Source organism: Streptomyces sp. NBC_01214 (assembly GCF_026340975.1).
Taxonomy (GTDB): Bacteria; Actinomycetota; Actinomycetes; order Streptomycetales; family Streptomycetaceae; genus Streptomyces.
In genome coordinates this window covers 270,651-287,080 of the sequence record NZ_JAPEOS010000002.1, presented here as the reverse complement: position 1 = coordinate 287,080, position 16,430 = coordinate 270,651, and the positions used below count along the sequence as shown (strand labels likewise).

The window sequence follows — 16,430 nt, the reverse complement described above, 5'->3', positions numbered from 1 at the left end:
CGTAGAGCCCTCGATCGACCGCACGCACCAAAAGATCAGATATGACCGGAACTGTGGATACCTGACCACAGGCGTCGTCCCGGGATGTGTTTCATCTCCGACCGGGTACCCGCGCGTTCCTGCGGGATCCTGAGTAGCGTGTCCCGCACCGTGTCTACCGGGACACCCCCGGACCGCGTCGAAAGCGAGGCAGTACCCCATGCCCCAGCAGAGCCCCCTCGATGTCCCCGAGGGCGACCCGTTCGGGCCGCACAACCTCCCCTACGGCGTCTTCTCGACCGCCGCGGACGACCGGCGACGGGTCGGCGTGCGCATCGGCGGATTCGTCCTCGACGCGGGGGCGGCCGCGGCCGCGCTCGGCTCCCCGTTCGCGGGCCTGCTCGGACGGGACTCCCTCAACCCGCTGCTGGGCGCCGGCCACACCGCCTGGCGCGACGTGCGCCGCGCGCTGACCGCCTGGGTGACCGACCCCGGCCACCGCCCCACCGTCGAGCCGCACCTGGTACCGCTCGACGAGGTCACCCTGCACCTTCCGTACGAGGTCGCCGACTACGTCGACTTCTACGCGAGCGAGCACCACGCCACCAACGTCGGGAAGATGTTCCGCCCGGACGGCGACGCGCTGACGCCCAACTGGAAGCACCTGCCCATCGGCTACCACGGCCGCTCCGGCACGATCGTGGTCTCCGGCACCGACGTCGTGCGCCCCAGCGGCCAGCGCAAGGCGCCCACCGACCCGGCGCCCGTCTTCGGCCCCTCCGTCAAGCTCGACATCGAGGCCGAGGTCGGCTTCGTCGTCGGCACCCCCTCCGAGCTGGGCCGCCCGGTGGCGCTGGGCGACTTCGAGGAGCACGTCTTCGGGCTGTTCCTGCTCAACGACTGGTCGGCGCGCGACATCCAGGCCTGGGAGTACGTGCCGCTCGGCCCGTTCCTCGGCAAGTCCTTCGCCACGTCCGTCTCCGCCTGGGTCACCCCGCTGGAGGCCCTCGACGCGGCGCGCGTCGCCCCGCCCGCCCGCGACTTCCCGCTCCAGCCCTACCTGGACGACGCCGACCTCGACCGCCCCGGCGGCTTCGACCTGCGCATCACCGTCTCCATCAACGGCCAGGAAGTGGCGCAGCCGCCCTTCGCCACCATGTACTGGACGGCCGCCCAGCAGCTCGCCCACATGACCGTCAACGGCGCCTCCCTGCGCACCGGCGACGTCTTCGGCTCCGGCACCGTCAGCGGTCCCGAGGTCGGCCAGCGCGGCTCGCTGCTGGAGCTCACCTGGAACGGCCGCGACGCCATCGAGCTCACCGACGGCAAGCGCACCTTCCTGGAGGACGGGGACACCGTCACCCTCACCGCCTGGGCCCCCGGCCCGGACGGCACGCGCGTCGGCCTCGGCGAGGTCACCGGCCGCATCGTGGGCGCCCGCTAGTCCACCCTTCGGTCGGCGGGGTGGCGGATCCTTCCGCCACCCCGCCGAAACCGCAGCTCAGAGCCCTGCGGAAGCGCCGTCAGGTGGCGCAACACTGCGGCAACACCACCGGCGCCGAGCCGCCGGTACGTTCCCTGCCATGCCAGCCGAACGAACCGCCGCACACACCGTCCCGGTCGCCGCCGCGCGCCGGCGCCGACTGCGCGCGGACCAGGCGCGGCAGCTCGCCGACCTCCTGCGCCACCAGATCCTGGTGGGCGGCTACCCCGACGGGGTCCTCCCCCTGGAGGGAGAACTCGCCGACTCCTACGGCGCCGGTCGCAACACCGTCCGCCAGGCCCTCGACCTGCTGCGCGGCGAGCGGCTCGTGGAGCGCCGCCCGGGCGTGGGCACCGTCGTGGTCTGCGAGAAGTACCCGCACGGCCTGGACCGCCTGCAAGGCCTGGCCGAGACCCTGAACGAGCACGGCCGGGTGACCAACGAGGTCCGCACCGTCGGCCCCGTCCGCGCCCCCGCCCCGGTCGCCGGCCGGCTCGGCCTGCCCGAGCACGCCGACGTGCTCTACATCGAACGGCTGCGACGCCTGAACGGGCTGCCGCTCTCCCTCGACCTCACCTACGTCCCGATGGACATCGGCGCCGAACTGCTCGGCTGCGACCTGGAGAACACCGACGTCTTCCGGCTCCTGGAGCAGCTGACCGGGCAGCCGCTCGGGCACGCCGAGATCACCCTCGAGGCCGTCAACGCCGACGCGCACTCCGCCGCCGTCCTCCAGGCCCCGCGCGGGGCCGCCGTCCTGATGCTGGAGCGCCTCACCCACCTGGGCGACGGCCGGCCCGTGGACCTGGAGTTCATCCGCTTCCGCGGCGACCGGATCACCATGAGCGGCCTGCTGCGCCGCTCCCTCTGAGCCCTCCGAGCCCCCTCCGACACCGAACGTACCCACCTTCCTGGAGACAGCCATGCCCGTGGTGCCCCAGCGCGGCGACGTGCCCGTGACCATCGACGAGTCCCTGTGCATCGACGGCTGCACGCTCTGCGTCGACATGTGTCCGCTCGACTCGCTCGCGATCCGCGAGGACAACGGCAAGGCCTACATGCACGTCGACGAGTGCTGGTACTGCGGCCCGTGCGCCGCCCGCTGTCCCACCGGCGCGGTCACCGTCAACATGCCCTACCTGCTCCGGTGAAAGGTCCCCTCCCCATGCCTACGACGCGTACGAAGGCACTCGCCCCCGCCGCGCTCGCCCTGCTCCTCGCCCCGCTGGCCACGGCCTGCTCCGGCTCCGCCGGTGCGGCCGGCTCCACGACGGTCACCGTGACCGTCGGCTACCAGTCCAAGACCATCAACACCGTCACCGCCGGCACCCTGCTGCGCTCCCTCGGCTACTTCGAGGAGGAGCTCGCCGCGCGCGGCAAGAAGGACGGCATCACCTACGAGGTGGACTGGCAGGACTACGCCACCGGCGCCCCCATCACCGCCCAGATGACCGCCGGGAAGATCGACATCGGCTCGATGGGCGACTTCCCGCTGCTCATCAACGCGGTGCGCGGCAAGGAGCTGAAGCAGCCCACCGGCCTCGTCTCCGTGACCGGCTACAACCTGCGCGGCGGCCTCAACACCGTGGTCACCGCACCGGATTCGAAGCTGGAGTCCCTGGCCGACCTGCGCGGCAAGAAGGTGTCGACGAGCGTCGGCTCGGCGGCCGACGGCACGCTGGTACGGGCGCTGCAGCGCGCCGGGATCGACCCGTCGGGCGGCATCGAGAAGCTCAACCAGCAGCCCAGCGTGGGCGCTTCGGCCCTCCAGGCGGGCAGCGTCGACGCGCTCTCGCAGTTCGTGGCGTGGCCGGGCCAGCTGGCGTACGAGGGCTGGGCCAAGGCCCTGTACGACGGCGCCGAGTTGAACCTGCCGACCTTCCACGGGGTCACCGTAAGGGAGAAGTTCGCGAAGGAGCGGGCCGGCGTGCTGGACGACTTCCTGCGGGCGCAGCGCCGGGCCACCGACCACCTGCGCGCGGAGCCGGTGGCGGCCGCCGAGTCGGTGGCGAAGGAGACCGGGCTGCCGGCGGAGGTGGTGTACCTCTACAACGGGGCGAACGGCATCGCGACCTTCGACCCGGCCCTGCGCCCGGAGCTGATCGATGCGCTGAAGCAGGACGTGGCGGTGCTCAAGGACGCCAAGCTGGTCGGTGACGTGGACGTGGACGCCTTCGTGGACCCGGAGCCCCTGGCGCGGGTGGCGGCCGGGACCGCGGAGTACCCCGGGGCGGTGGCCGCCCGGCCCGAGCTGTGGCTGAAGGGCCAGGCCCGCACCCGGTCCTTCGACTCCCCGCGCGAGCTGCTGAAGGCGGCGCGCGGCGCGGACGTCCGGGCGGCGTACGTGCCGGACGCGGTGACGGGCACGCTCTGGTTCGCGGACAAGGCCGTGTGGGTCGCCGAGGGGCCGGAGCTGCGCGCCTTCGTCACACCGGCGGGCGCGAAGGCCTACGTGGCCGCGCACCAGGGGTCCGGGGCGCGGATCGTGAGCTTCGCCGAGGCCGGGACCCTGGCGTCATGACGGGCGGCCGCTGGTTGCTGCGGGCGGCCTCGCTCGGCGCGGCCCTGCTCGTGTGGCAGGGGCTGACCTCGCTGGACGTGAACGCGTGGCTGCGCTTCGAGCAGTTCCCGACGGTGGGCGAGGTCGCCGGGGCGTTCGCCGAGCGGGCCGGGACCGGGCCCTTCTGGCAGGACCTGGCCTCCAGCCTGCGCCGGATCGTGACGGGCTTCGTGCTCGCCGCGGTCCTGGGCGTGGCGGTGGGTACGGCGATCGCCCGGTCGCGGATCGCGGCCGACGTGCTGGGCCCGCTGCTGGAGGTGCTGCGTCCGGTACCGGCGATCGCGCTGGTGCCGGTGGCGATCCTGCTGTTCCCCTCCAACGAGCAGGGGATCGTGTTCATCACCTGCACGGCCGCCTTCTTCCCGGTGCTGGTCTCCACGCGGCACGCGGTGGGGGCGCTGACCCCGGTGTGGGAGGAGGCGGTCCTGACCATGGGCGGCGGCCGGGCGCGGATCCTCTTCTCGGTGGTGCTGCCGGGCGCCCTGCCGGGCATCTTCGGTGGCCTGTCGGTCGGAATCGGGGTGGCCTGGATCTGTGTGATCTCGGCCGAGATGATCTCCGGCGAGTACGGGGTCGGCTACCGGACCTGGCAGGACTACACGGTGATCGACTACCCCGGCGTCTTCGTCGGCATGGTCACCATCGGCGCGCTGGGCTGGCTGACCTCCACGGCGGTGGAGCGCGCGGGCCGCCGCCTGACGCGGTGGCTGCCGGCGCGCGACGGTGCGGGCGCCGGCAGGGCCCACGCGCCGCGGCCGGAGGGCACGGCGGGGGCGAGGGGGCTCCGGCTCTTCCCGCGGCCCGGGCCGCCACGGGCCCGCCCCGGCGCGGACCCCGACGCCCCGCGTCCCGACGCCCTGCGTACCGACACCCCGCGCCCCGACGCCCCGCGCCCCGACACCCCGCATCCCGACACCCCGCGCCCCGACGCCCCGCATCCCGACTCCGCCCGGGGCGGCGGCTTGGCCCCGGACCCTGCCGAGCCCGGCCACGCCCGGGCGGAGCGGGCGAAGCCCCGTACACGAGAGGTGACCTCGCCATGAGCCTGACCGATGTCGCGACCGCCCCGGTCGCCGCCGCGCCCCGAGGGGCCCGGCTCGCGCTGCGCGGCGTCCGGCTCGGGCACCGCGGGAACGCGGTGCTCGACGGGGTCGATCTGACGGTCGAGCCCGGGGAGGTGCTCGCCGTCGTGGGCCCGTCCGGCTGCGGCAAGTCCACGCTCCTGCGCACCCTCGCGGGGCTGCTGCCGCCGCTCGACGGCGTGGTGGAACAGGACGGCGCCCCGGTCCGCGGCCCGGACGCCGACCGGGCGCTGGTCTTCCAGGACGACGCCCTGCTGCCCTGGCGCACGGTCCGGGCCAACGTCGAACTCCCGCTCGCCATCGGGCGCTTCCGGGGCCGGTCCGAGGAGCAGGCCGCGGTACCCGACCGGCACGGCCGCTCCCCCGTGTTCGATCCGTCCCGTGCCGCCCGGCGGGCCCGGCGGGCCCGGCGGCGGACCGCCGGGGAGTGGCTGGAGCGGGTCGGCCTGGACGGGCACGCACACAAGTTCCCGCACCAGCTCTCGGGCGGTCAGCGCCAGCGCGTGCAGCTGGCGCGCGCCCTCGCCGCGCGCCCGCGCGCCGTCCTGATGGACGAACCCTTCGGGGCGCTCGACGCCCAGACCCGCGCCGAGATGCAGGACCTCCTCGTGGACGTCCTCGCGGGCACCGGCGCGACCGTCGTCTTCGTCACCCACGACGTGGACGAAGCGCTGTTCCTCGGCGACCGCGTCGCGCTGCTCGCCGCCGCGCAGGTGGTCCCCGTACCGCGCCCGCGCGACCGCGGGACCTCGAACGCCGGGCTCCGGCAGCAGATCATCCACTCGCTCTGAAGGGCCGCACCATGGACATCCCCGCGATCGGCGACGCCGAGGAACTCTCCTGCGACGTCCTCGTCATCGGCGGCGGCACCGCCGGCACGATGGCGGCGCTGACCGCCGCCGAGCGGGGCGCGCGGGTCCTGCTCCTGGAGAAGGCGCACGTCCGTCACTCCGGGGCGCTCGCCATGGGGATGGACGGGGTCAACAACGCCGTGGTCCCCGGCCGCGCCGAGCCCGACGACTACGTCGCCGAGATCACCCGGGCCAACGACGGCGTCGTCGACCAGTCCACGGTCCGCCAGACCGCCACCCGCGGGTTCGCGATGGTGCAGCGCCTGGAGTCGTACGGGGTGAAGTTCGAGAAGGACGAGCACGGCGAGTACGCGGTGCGCCAGGTCCACCGCTCGGGCTCGTACGTGCTGCCCATGCCGGAGGGCAAGGACGTCAAGAAGGTCCTCTACCGGCAGCTGCGGCGCCGCGAGATGCGCGAGCGGATCCGGATCGAGAACCGGGTGATGCCGGTACGGGTCCTGACCTCGCCCGAGGACGGCCGGGCGATCGGCGCGGCCGCCTTCAACACCCGCACCGGCGCCTTCGTGACCGTGCGCGCCGGGGCGGTGATCCTGGCGACCGGCCCGTGCGGACGGCTCGGACTGCCGGCCTCCGGGTATCTGTACGGCACGTACGAGAACCCGACCAACGCGGGCGACGGCTACGCCATGGCCTACCACGCGGGCGCCGCGCTGACCGGGATCGAATGCTTCCAGATCAACCCGCTGATCAAGGACTACAACGGGCCGGCGTGCGCGTACGTCGCGAACCCCTTCGGCGGCTACCAGGTCAACCGGCACGGCGAGCGGTTCGTGGACTCCGACTACTGGTCGGGGCAGATGATGGCGGAGTTCGCCGCCGAACTGGCCTCGGACCGGGGCCCCGTGTACCTCAAGCTCAGCCACCTTCCGGAGGAGTCGGTGGCCTCCCTGGAGTCCATCCTGCACACCACCGAGCGGCCGACGCGCGGCACCTTCCACGCGGGCCGCGGCCACGACTACCGCACCCACGACATCGAGATGCACATCTCGGAGATCGGGCTGTGCGGCGGCCACTCGGCGTCCGGCGTCCGCGTCGACGACCACGCGCGCACCACGGTGCCGCGGCTGTACGCGGCCGGGGACCTGGCGTCCGTACCGCACAACTACATGATCGGGGCGTTCGTCTTCGGCGATCTGGCGGGCGGGGACGCGGCCCGGTACACGGCGTACGAGGGCACGCTGCCGGCCGACCAGTTGGCGGCGGCCCACGAGCTGATCTACCGGCCGCTGCGCCATCCGGACGGGCCGCCGCAGCCGCAGGTGGAGTACAAGCTGCGGCGGTTCGTCAACGACTACGTGGCCCCGCCGAAGACGGGTGCGAAGCTCTCGCTGGCCGTGGCGGCCTTCGACCGGATGACCGGTGAGATCGCGGAGATGGGCGCGAGGACCGCGCACGAGCTGATGCGGTGCGCCGAGGTGTCCTTCATCCGGGACTGCGCGGAGATGGCGGCCCGCTCCTCGCTGGCCCGTACCGAGTCCCGCTGGGGCCTCTACCACGAGCGCCTCGACCACCCCGAGCGCGACGACACGGGCTGGCTGTACCACCTGGACCTGCGCAAATCGGCTTCGGGGGCGATGGAGTTCACCGCCCGGCCGGTGGAGCCGTACCTGGTGCCCGTCGACGGGTTCGCCCCGGCCGGCGGCCCCGCACGGCACCTGGGCGAGGTCGACCTCGTTCCGGTGGCCACGGCGGGCTCCCGTGAAGCGGCCCCGGCGGCCCGCGCGCAGGCCGCCCCGGCCCCGGACGGCCCGGAGACGCAGGAAGGCACGCACGCGGTACCCGCGCCCGCGCACGGCTCCGGATCCTCGCCCCGGATCCTGGAACTGCTCGCCCTGGCCGAGGAGTCACCCGATCTGGACGTCCTGCGCCCCTACCTGGCCGACCCGGATCCGGCGGTACGGGCCGCGGCCGTGGCCGCGCTCGGCGAGACCGTACCGGCCGGCGCCGGGCCCGCACTGGCCGCGCGCCTCGCCGACGCCGCTCCCGTCGTACGGGCGGCTGCCGCGGCCGCGCTGCGCGAGCTCGTGGAGGTCCTGCCGGGCGGGCCGGAGCTGGGTGCGGGCCTGCGCGCCGCCCTTGCCGTGCCCGATCCCGCGGTGCGCTCCGCCGCGCTCGAAGCCCTGCGGGCGCTGCGGCTGGGCGACGTACAGGCGTACGCCGCCTCGCTGGCGGACGCCGACCCGGAGGTCCGCATCCACGCGGTCCGCGCGCTGGTTTCGGTGGACGCCGTCCCGGAGCTGGCCGCGGCCGCCACGGACCCGGCCCGCGAGGTCCGCGTGGCGGTGGCCAAGGGCCTGGCCTCGGTGCACGCCCCGGCTCCGGGCCCGCTGGACCCGCTGCTGGCGGATGCCGACCCGCTGGTGCGGGGTGCGGCGCTGGGCGCGCTGGCCTCGGTCGGCTGCCCTGACGGGTACGCCCGTACCGCGGTTGCGGCCCTGGCCGACGCGGCCTGGCAGGTCCGCGCGGGGGCGGCGGCCGGGCTGTCGGCGGCCGCCCCGCACACAGCGGTACCGGCTCTGGCGAAGGCCTTGGCCGATGCCAACGCGGACGTCCGCAAGGCCGCGGTCCTCGCCCTGCTGGCGCACCGGGACGCCCCGGAGGCCCGAGCGGCCCTCGCCACGGCGGTCTCGGACCCGGACGCGGACGTCCGCGCGTACGCGGGACGTGCGGCCTGACCCTCACACGGTGTCAGGCGGCGCTGTCGGCCCCCCGTTTGGGGGTCCGCAGCGTGCAGGGACCGCGGGGCGCCGGGATGGTGGACGAAAGCCCGTCGACGGCAGGAGTCTCCATGTCCCCCGATGTCCGCAAGGCCGCTCTCGTGATCACCGCCGCCGTGTCGCTGGGCCTGGCCACCGTGGTCCCGGCGCACGGGGTGGAGGGGCCCGCGCCCGATCCCCGGAACCGGCAGGCCATGCGGGACATGGCGACGGCGATCGCGGTGACGGCCAAGTACGCGGACGAGCGGGCGGCGCTCAGGGACGGGTACGTCCCGCACGGCGAGGAATGCATGACCAACCCGTTCGGGGTGGGTGCCATGGGCTACCACTACGTCAAGCAGGCCAACTGGGGTTCGAAGGATCCCGCCAGGCCGACCGCGCTCCTCTACAGCAAGGACAAGGACCGGGGCGGCCGCCGCAAGCTGGAGACCGTCGAGTGGATGGCCACCGACCGCGACCAGGACCTGAAGACCAGCGACGACCGGCCGAGCATGTTCGGGCTGCCCTTCGACGGGCCGATGCCGGGCCACTGGGCGGGCATGCCCAAGCACTACGACCTGCACATGTGGGCGTACAAGGAGAACCCGGCGGGCCGCTTCCACAACTGGAACCCGGCGCTGACCTGCCCGAAGAAGGCCCCCACCCCGGGCAAGCCGGCCGCCGCCCACGCGCACGGCCACTAGCCCGCGCCCGCCGGTACGGTCCACGACCGACGGAAGGTCTCCGCGCCCTTCCCCGTCGTTCTGGACCTCACCGCCATCACGCCGAAGCGCGGGCGGCCCGAGTGACGCGACGGGGCCCGGCTCCCCCGAAGGGGGCCGGGCCCTGTCCCGTGCCACGAACCGGTCAGCGGACGAAGGTGCTCGCCTGCCCCGCCAGGTCCAGGAAGTACTGCGGGGCGAGGCCCAGGACCAGGGTGACCGCGACGCCCACCGCGATGGTGGTCATCGTCAGCGGCGAGGGGACCGCCACCGTCGGGCCGTCGGCCTTCGGCTCGCTGAAGAACATGAGGACGATCACCCGGATGTAGAAGAACGCGGCGATCGCGGACGAGATCACACCGATCACGACCAGCACCCCGGCGCCGCTCTCCGCCGCCGCGCTGAACACGGCGAACTTGCCCGTGAAGCCGGAGGTGAGCGGGATGCCCGCGAAGGCGAGCAGGAACACCGCGAAGACGGCCGCCGTCAGCGGCGAACGCCGGCCGAGCCCTGCCCACTTGGACAGGTGCGTGGCCTCGCCGCCCGCGTCGCGCACCAGCGTGACCACCGCGAAGGCGCCGATCGTCACGAAGGAGTAGGCGCCCAGGTAGAAGAGGACGGACTGGACGCCCTTCGCCGAGGTCGCGATCACACCGGCCAGGATGAAGCCGGCGTGGGCGATCGAGGAGTAGGCGAGCAGCCGCTTGACGTCCGTCTGGGTCACGGCGATCACCGCGCCGGCGAGCATGGTGACGATGGCCACCGCCCACATCACCGGACGCCAGTCCCAGCGCAGCCCCGGCAGGACCACGTAGAGGAGGCGCAGGAGGGCGCCGAAGGCGGCCACCTTGGTCGCCGCCGCCATGAAACCGGTGACCGGGGTCGGGGCGCCCTGGTAGACGTCCGGGGTCCACATGTGGAAGGGGACCGCGCCGACCTTGAAGAGCAGGCCCATCAAGATCAGTGCGCCGCCGATCAGCAGCAGCGCGTCATTGCCCATGGTGGAGGCCAGCGCCGGGTCGATCTTCGCGACCGTGCCGTCGACCACGTCGGCGATCACCGCGTACGAGACCGAGCCCGCGTACCCGTAGAGCAGCGCGATGCCGAAGAGCAGGAAGGCGGAGGAGAAGGCGCCCAGGAGGAAGTACTTCACCGCGGCCTCCTGCGACATCAGCCGCTGGCGGCGGGCGACGGCGCAGAGCAGGTACAGCGGGAGGGAGAACACCTCGAGGGCGATGAACAGCGTCAGCAGGTCGTTGGCCGCCGGGAAGATCAACATGCCGGCGATCGCGAACAGGGCCAGCGGGAAGACCTCGGTGGTGGTGAAGCCCGCCTTGACGGCGGCCTTCTCGCTGTCGCTGCCCGGTACGGACGCCGCCTGGGCGGCGAAGGAATCCACCCGGTTGCCGTGCGCCGCGGGGTCCAGGCGCCGCTCGGCGAAGGTGAAGACCGCCACGACCGAGGCCAGCAGGATGGTGCCCTGAAGGAAGAGCGCCGGACCGTCCACGGCGATGGCGCCCATCGCGGCGATGTGGGCCTTGCCGGACCCGTACCCGCCCGCCGCGAGGCCGACGACCGCGGCGAAGGCCGAGGCCAGCGCCGCGACCGCGACGAACACCTGTACGTAGTAACGGGACTTGCGGGGCACGAAGGCCTCGACGAGGATCCCGAGCACCGCCGCGCCCACCACGATCAGCGTGGGTGCGAGCTGTGCGTATTCGATGGTCGGTGCCGGGATCCGGTCGGCCGGTGCCTCGGCCGCCAGTGTCCACAGGCTGTGGACGGAAGTCAGCGCGCTCACTTCGCCACCTCCCCGTTCTTCGCTTCGACGTCGACCTCGGGCTGCGGGTCGGTCTGCTTCACGTCCGACATGGTGTGCTCCACCGCCGGGTTGACGATGTCGGTGAGCACCTTCGGGTAGACGCCCAGCCCGATCAGCAGGGCGATCAGCGGGGCGACCACCAGGACCTCCCGCAGGCGCAGGTCCGGCATGGTGCGGACCTCCTCCTTCACGGGGCCGGTCATCGTGCGCTGGTAGAGCACCAGGGTGTAGAGCGCGGCGAGCACGATGCCGGTGGTGGCGATGATGCCGACGACCGGGTACCGGGCGAACGTGCCGACCAGGACGAGGAACTCACTGACGAAGGGCGCGAGGCCCGGTAGCGAGAGGGTGGCGAGGCCGCCGATCAGGAAGGTGCCGGCGAGGACCGGCGCCACCTTCTGGACGCCGCCGTAGTCGGCGATGAGCCGCGAGCCGCGCCGCGAGATCAGGAAGCCGGCCACCAGCATCAGCGCCGCCGTCGACAGGCCGTGGTTGACCATGTAGAGGGTGGCGCCGGACTGGCCCTGGGAGGTCATCGCGAAGATGCCCAGGATGATGAAGCCGAAGTGCGAGATCGAGGCGTAGGCGACCAGCCGCTTGATGTCCCGCTGGCCGACCGCGACCAGCGCACCGTAGACGATGCTGATCAGGGCCAGGACGAGGATCACCGGCGTGGCCCACTTGCTGGCGTCGGGGAAGAGCCCGAGGCAGAAGCGGAGCATCGCGAAGGTGCCGACCTTGTCGACGACCGCGGTGATCAGTACGGCGACCGGGGCGGTGGACTCGCCCATCGCGTTCGGCAGCCAGGTGTGCAGCGGCCACAGCGGGGCCTTGATCGCGAAGGCGAAGAAGAAGCCGAGGAACAGCAGCCGCTCGGTGTTGGTCGACATGTCGAGCGTGCCCGCGGCGCGGGCGGCGGTGATCTCCTGGAGGGAGAAGTTCCCGGCGACCACGTAGAGGCCGATGACGGCCGCCAGCATGATCAGGCCGCCGACCAGGTTGTAGAGGAGGAACTTGACCGCCGCGTACGAGCGCTGCGCGGCCGCGTTCTCCTCGGAGCCACCGTGCGCCCGGTCTCCGAAGCCGCCGATGAGGAAGTACATCGGGATGAGCATGGCTTCGAAGAAGATGTAGAAGAGGAAGACGTCGGTGGCCTCGAAGGAGATGATCACCATCGCCTCGACCAGCAGGATCAGGGCGAAGAAGCCCTGGGTCGGCCGCCAGCGCGAGGACTTGGTCTCCAGGGGGTCGGCGTCGTGCCAGCCGGCCGCGATCACGAAGGGGATCAGGAGCGCGGTGAGCCCGATGAGCACCACCCCGATCCCGTCCACGCCCAGTTCGTAGCGGACGCCGAAGTCGGCGATCCAGGCCCGGGATTCGGTGAGCTGGTAGCGGTCACCGCTCGGGTCGAAGCGGACCGCGACCAGCACGGCCAGAGCCAGTGTCGCCAGCGAGAAGAGCAGCGCGAGCCACTTGGCGGCGGTCCTGCGGGCGGCCGGTACGGCCGCCGTCAGGACCGCGCCGACCGCGGGGACCGCGGCCGTCACCGTCAGAAGCGGGAAACTCATTTCACACCGCCCTCATCAGCAGGGTCGCGGCGATCAGGACCACCGTGCCCCCGAACATCGAGACCGCGTAGCTGCGGGCGTAGCCGTTCTGCAGCTTGCGCAGGCGGCCCGAGAGCCCGCCGACCGAGGCGGCCGTCCCGTTGACCACCCCGTCGACCACGCTGTGGTCGAGGTACACGAGCGAGCGGGTCAGGTGCTCCCCGCCGCGCACCAGCACGACGTGGTTGAAGTCGTCCTGGTAGAGGTCCTTGCGGGCCGCCCGGGTGAGGAACGAGCCGCGCGGGGCGACGACCGGAACGGGCCGCTTGCCGTACATCGCCCAGGCGATGCCGACGCCGACGAGGAGCATCACCATGGTGGCCGCGGTCACCGTCATGGCGCTGACCGGCGGGTTGCCGTGCGAGTAGCCCGTGACGGGCTCCAGCCACTTCAGGAAGCGCTCGCCGATCTCGAAGAAGGCTCCGGCGAAGACCGAACCGAAGGCCAGGATGACCATCGGGATGGTCATGGACTTCGGGGACTCGTGCGGGTGCGGCGGGTTGCCGGCATCGTCCGGCTGCCAGCGCTTCTCGCCGAAGAAGGTGAGGAGCATGACCCGGGTCATGTAGAAGGCGGTGATGCCGGCGCCCAGCAGGGTGACCCCGCCGAGGATCCAGCCCTCGGTGCCGCCCTTCGCGAAGGCCGCCTCGATGATCATGTCCTTGGAGAAGAAGCCGGACAGGCCCGGGAAGCCGATGATCGCCAGGTAGCCGAGGCCGAAGGTGACGAAGGTGACCGGCATGTACTTCCGCAGGCCCCCGTACTTGCGCATGTCGACCTCGTCGTTCATCCCGTGCATCACGGAACCGGCGCCGAGGAAGAGGCCCGCCTTGAAGAAGCCGTGCGTCACCAGGTGCATGATCGCGAAGACGTAGCCGATCGGGCCGAGCCCCGCGGCGAGGATCATGTAGCCGATCTGCGACATGGTCGAGCCCGCCAGGGCCTTCTTGATGTCGTCCTTCGCGCAACCGACGATCGCACCGAAGAGGAGCGTGACCGCACCCACGACGGTGACCACCAGCTGGGCGTCCGGCGCCCCGTTGAAGATCGCGGCCGAGCGGACGATCAGGTACACGCCCGCGGTCACCATGGTGGCCGCGTGGATCAGGGCCGAGACCGGGGTCGGGCCCTCCATCGCGTCCCCGAGCCAGGACTGCAGCGGGACCTGGGCCGACTTGCCGCAGGCGGCCAGCAGCAGCATCAGGCCGATCGCCGTCAGCGTGCCCTCGGACGTCTCGCCCACCGCCCCGAACAGGGGCGTGAAGGCGAAGGTCCCGAAGGTGGTGAACATCAGCATGATCGCGATCGACAGACCGACGTCACCGACGCGGTTGACCAGGAAGGCCTTCTTCGCGGCGGTGGCCGCACTGGGCTTGTGCTGCCAGAAGCCGATCAGCAGGTACGAGGCGAGGCCCACGCCCTCCCAGCCGAAGTACAGCAGCAGGTAGTTGTCGGCGAGGACCAGCAGCAGCATCGCCGCGACGAACAGGTTGAGGTAGCCGAAGAAGCGGCGGCGGCGCTCGTCGTGCTCCATGTACCCGATCGAGTACACGTGGATGAGCGTGCCCACCCCGGAGATCAGCAGGACGAAGGTCATCGACAGCTGGTCCAGCTGGAAGGCCATGTCCGCCTGGAAGCCCTCGACGGGGATCCAGGTGTACAGGTTCTGGGTCAGGGTCCGGTCCTCGGCCGTGCGCCCCAGCATGTCGGCGAACAGTACGGCGCCGATCCCGAAGGAGACGGCCGCGAGCAGGGTGCCGATCCAGTGACCGACCTTGTCGAGGCGCCGGCCGCCGCAGAGCAGCACCACCGCTCCGAGCAGGGGCGCCGCGATCAGCAGCGCAATCAGGTTCTCCACAGCGACCCCTTACAGCTTCATCAGGCTGGCGTCGTCGACCGAGGCCGAGTGGCGGGTACGGAACAGCGACACGATGATCGCCAGGCCGACCACGACCTCCGCGGCGGCGACGACCATCGTGAAGAACGCGATGATCTGGCCGTCGAGGTTGCCGTGCATCCGGGAGAACGCGACGAAGGCGAGGTTGCAGGCGTTGAGCATCAGCTCGACGCACATGAACAGCACGATCGCGTTCTTGCGGATCAGGACCCCGACGGCACCGATCGTGAACAGCAGGGCCGCCAGGTACAGGTAGTTGACCGGATTCACTTCGAGGCCTCCTCACGGCCGAGGCGCTCCGAGGAGGCCTGCTCCAGTGCCTTGAGGTCGTCGATCGCCTGGCTGGAGACGTCCCGGATCTGGCCGCGGGCGCGCAGCGTCCGGTTGACGGTCAGCTCGGACGGGGTGCCGTCCGGCAGCAGACCGGCGACGTCCACCGCGTTGTGCCGGGCGTAGACGCCGGGCGCGGGCAGCGGCGGGAGCTGGACGCCCTCGCGGACCCGCTTCTCGGCGAGTTCGCGCTGGGTGGCGGCCCGTTCGGTGCGCTCGCGGTGGGTGAGCACCATCGCGCCGACGGCCGCGGTGATCAGCAGCGCGCCGGTGATCTCGAAGGCGAAGACGTACTTGGTGAAGATCAGCTGTGCCAGGCCCTCGATGTGCCCGCCCGAGTTGACCCGGCCGAGCCCGTTGAAGTGGGTGAGCCCGGCGTGGGCGATGCCGGCGATCAGCAGGATGCCGAAGCCGAGTCCGCACAGGGCGGCCAGCCAGCGCTGCCCCTTGATGGTCTCCTTCAGGGAGTCGGCTGCGGTGACGCCGACGAGCATGACCACGAAGAGGAAGAGCATCATGATCGCGCCGGTGTAGACGATCACCTGGACGACGCCCAGGAAGTACGCCCCGTTGGCGAGGTAGAAGACGGCCAGGATGATCATCGTCCCGGCCAGGCTGAGGGCGCTGTGCACGGCCTTCTTCATGAGGATCGTGGCCAGTGCGCCGATGACGGCGACCGTGCCGAGGACCCAGAACTGGATCGCCTCGCCCGTGGAGGTCATGGAGGTGGCGGCGGCGATGGCGCTCATGCGTCCACCTCCGTGGACTGGCCGTTCTCCGGAGCGGCCTCGCCAGCGACTTCACCAGCGACTTCGCCAGCGACTTCGCCCTTGGAGACCGCGACCTGCCGGACGGTGCCCGGGGCGGCCCCGGTCACCAGCCCCCGGTAGTAGTCCGTGTCGTCCGTGCCGGGGAAGATCGAGTGCGGTGCCTCGACCATGCCCTCGGTCAGACCGGCCAGCAGCTGCTCCTTGGTGTAGATGAGCGATTCGCGGCTGGAGTCGGCCAGTTCGAACTCGTTCGTCATGGTCAGCGCCCTCGTCGGGCACGCCTCCACGCACAGCCCGCACAGGATGCAGCGGGCGTAGTTGATCTGGTAGACCCGGCCGTACCGCTCACCCGGGGAGTAGCGCTCCTCCTCGGTGTTGTCCGCGCCCTCCACGTAGATCGCGTCGGCGGGACAGGCCCAGGCACACAGCTCGCACCCGATGCACTTCTCCAGACCGTCGGGGTGCCGGTTGAGCTGATGCCGTCCGTGGAAACGCGGTGCGGTCGTCTTCTCCTGCTCCGGGTACTGCTCGGTGAGGCGCTTCTTGAACATGGCCTTGAAGGTCACGCCGAAGCCCGCCACCGGGTTCTGCCACTTCTCGTCGGACATCT

The 16,430-nt window shown here is 72.0% G+C and carries 13 protein-coding genes and 1 pseudogene; 8 read left to right on the top strand and 6 right to left on the bottom strand.

The features are described 5' to 3' along the window. Positions 1-199 precede the first annotated feature (199 nt). The 8 genes and pseudogenes from fahA (at position 200) to OG594_RS26060 (ending at position 9,376) form a co-directional block, all read left to right on the top strand. Complete coding sequence (gene fahA, locus OG594_RS26095) at positions 200-1,423, top strand: fumarylacetoacetase (protein ID WP_266603766.1); 1,224 nt, start codon at positions 200-202, stop codon at positions 1,421-1,423. Positions 1,424-1,562: 139 nt separating this feature from the next. After that, the gene (locus OG594_RS26090) at positions 1,563-2,333 is read left to right on the top strand and encodes a GntR family transcriptional regulator (protein ID WP_266603764.1); all 771 of its coding nucleotides are present in this window, start codon (positions 1,563-1,565) and stop codon (positions 2,331-2,333) included. 52 nt (positions 2,334-2,385) lie between these two features. Beyond that, positions 2,386-2,613: a ferredoxin family protein gene (locus OG594_RS26085; RefSeq protein WP_030011381.1), complete on the top strand. Its 228-nt coding sequence runs from the start codon at positions 2,386-2,388 to the stop codon at positions 2,611-2,613. Between the two features lie 14 nt (positions 2,614-2,627). Then, on the top strand, positions 2,628-3,983 hold the full coding sequence (locus OG594_RS26080; RefSeq protein ID WP_266603762.1) for an ABC transporter substrate-binding protein: 1,356 nt from the start codon (positions 2,628-2,630) through the stop codon (positions 3,981-3,983). Continuing rightward, positions 3,980-4,735: pseudogene (locus OG594_RS26075) on the top strand (ABC transporter permease); the annotation flags it as partial. The gene OG594_RS26080 and the pseudogene OG594_RS26075, both read left to right, overlap by 4 nt. 326 nt (positions 4,736-5,061) lie before the next feature. Continuing rightward, positions 5,062-5,895 carry an ABC transporter ATP-binding protein gene (locus tag OG594_RS26070; RefSeq protein WP_266603760.1) on the top strand — a complete coding sequence of 278 codons (834 nt, stop codon included), beginning with the start codon at positions 5,062-5,064 and terminating at the stop codon, positions 5,893-5,895. 11 nt (positions 5,896-5,906) lie between these two features. Next, positions 5,907-8,651 (top strand): fumarate reductase/succinate dehydrogenase flavoprotein subunit, encoded by a 2,745-nt coding sequence (locus OG594_RS26065; protein ID WP_266603758.1) that lies wholly within the window; start codon positions 5,907-5,909, stop codon positions 8,649-8,651. Between the two features lie 113 nt (positions 8,652-8,764). Continuing rightward, complete coding sequence (locus tag OG594_RS26060) at positions 8,765-9,376, top strand: hypothetical protein (RefSeq protein ID WP_266603756.1); 612 nt, start codon at positions 8,765-8,767, stop codon at positions 9,374-9,376. Positions 9,377-9,539: 163 nt separating this feature from the next. On the opposite strand, the gene nuoN is transcribed toward OG594_RS26060, so the two are convergent. The 6 genes from nuoN to nuoI are packed head-to-tail and all read right to left on the bottom strand — an operon-like array spanning position 9,540 to position 16,428. Beyond that, positions 9,540-11,195 (bottom strand): NADH-quinone oxidoreductase subunit NuoN, encoded by a 1,656-nt coding sequence (nuoN, locus tag OG594_RS26055; RefSeq protein ID WP_266603754.1) that lies wholly within the window; start codon positions 11,193-11,195, stop codon positions 9,540-9,542. After that, complete coding sequence (locus OG594_RS26050) at positions 11,192-12,784, bottom strand: NADH-quinone oxidoreductase subunit M (RefSeq protein WP_266603752.1); 1,593 nt, start codon at positions 12,782-12,784, stop codon at positions 11,192-11,194. Before OG594_RS26050 ends, nuoN begins: the two co-directional genes overlap by 4 nt. 1 nt (position 12,785) lies before the next feature. Then, positions 12,786-14,681, bottom strand: coding sequence for an NADH-quinone oxidoreductase subunit L (nuoL, locus tag OG594_RS26045; protein WP_266603750.1), 1,896 nt, complete (start codon positions 14,679-14,681; stop codon positions 12,786-12,788). A 9-nt stretch (positions 14,682-14,690) separates the two neighbouring features. Further along, a complete protein-coding gene (gene nuoK / locus OG594_RS26040; protein ID WP_030016652.1) occupies positions 14,691-14,990 on the bottom strand; it encodes an NADH-quinone oxidoreductase subunit NuoK in 300 nt (99 codons plus the stop codon). Then, on the bottom strand, positions 14,987-15,799 hold the full coding sequence (locus OG594_RS26035) for an NADH-quinone oxidoreductase subunit J (protein WP_266603748.1): 813 nt from the start codon (positions 15,797-15,799) through the stop codon (positions 14,987-14,989). The genes nuoK and OG594_RS26035 overlap by 4 nt, the downstream gene beginning before the upstream one ends. Then, a complete protein-coding gene (nuoI, locus tag OG594_RS26030; protein ID WP_266603746.1) occupies positions 15,796-16,428 on the bottom strand; it encodes an NADH-quinone oxidoreductase subunit NuoI in 633 nt (210 codons plus the stop codon). The genes OG594_RS26035 and nuoI overlap by 4 nt, the downstream gene beginning before the upstream one ends. Positions 16,429-16,430: the final 2 nt, after the last annotated feature.

Coding starts and splice junctions, on each gene's coding strand:
- OG594_RS26080 (WP_266603762.1), top strand. CDS start 2,628: ATGCCTACGACGCGTACGAAGGCACTCGCCCCCGCCGCGCTCGCCCTG.
- OG594_RS26060 (WP_266603756.1), top strand. CDS start 8,765: ATGTCCCCCGATGTCCGCAAGGCCGCTCTCGTGATCACCGCCGCCGTG.
- OG594_RS26050 (WP_266603752.1), bottom strand. CDS start 12,784: ATGAGTTTCCCGCTTCTGACGGTGACGGCCGCGGTCCCCGCGGTCGGC.
- OG594_RS26085 (WP_030011381.1), top strand. CDS start 2,386: ATGCCCGTGGTGCCCCAGCGCGGCGACGTGCCCGTGACCATCGACGAG.
- OG594_RS26065 (WP_266603758.1), top strand. CDS start 5,907: ATGGACATCCCCGCGATCGGCGACGCCGAGGAACTCTCCTGCGACGTC.
- nuoI (WP_266603746.1), bottom strand. CDS start 16,428: ATGTCCGACGAGAAGTGGCAGAACCCGGTGGCGGGCTTCGGCGTGACC.
- OG594_RS26070 (WP_266603760.1), top strand. CDS start 5,062: ATGAGCCTGACCGATGTCGCGACCGCCCCGGTCGCCGCCGCGCCCCGA.
- OG594_RS26090 (WP_266603764.1), top strand. CDS start 1,563: ATGCCAGCCGAACGAACCGCCGCACACACCGTCCCGGTCGCCGCCGCG.
- fahA (WP_266603766.1), top strand. CDS start 200: ATGCCCCAGCAGAGCCCCCTCGATGTCCCCGAGGGCGACCCGTTCGGG.
- OG594_RS26035 (WP_266603748.1), bottom strand. CDS start 15,799: ATGAGCGCCATCGCCGCCGCCACCTCCATGACCTCCACGGGCGAGGCG.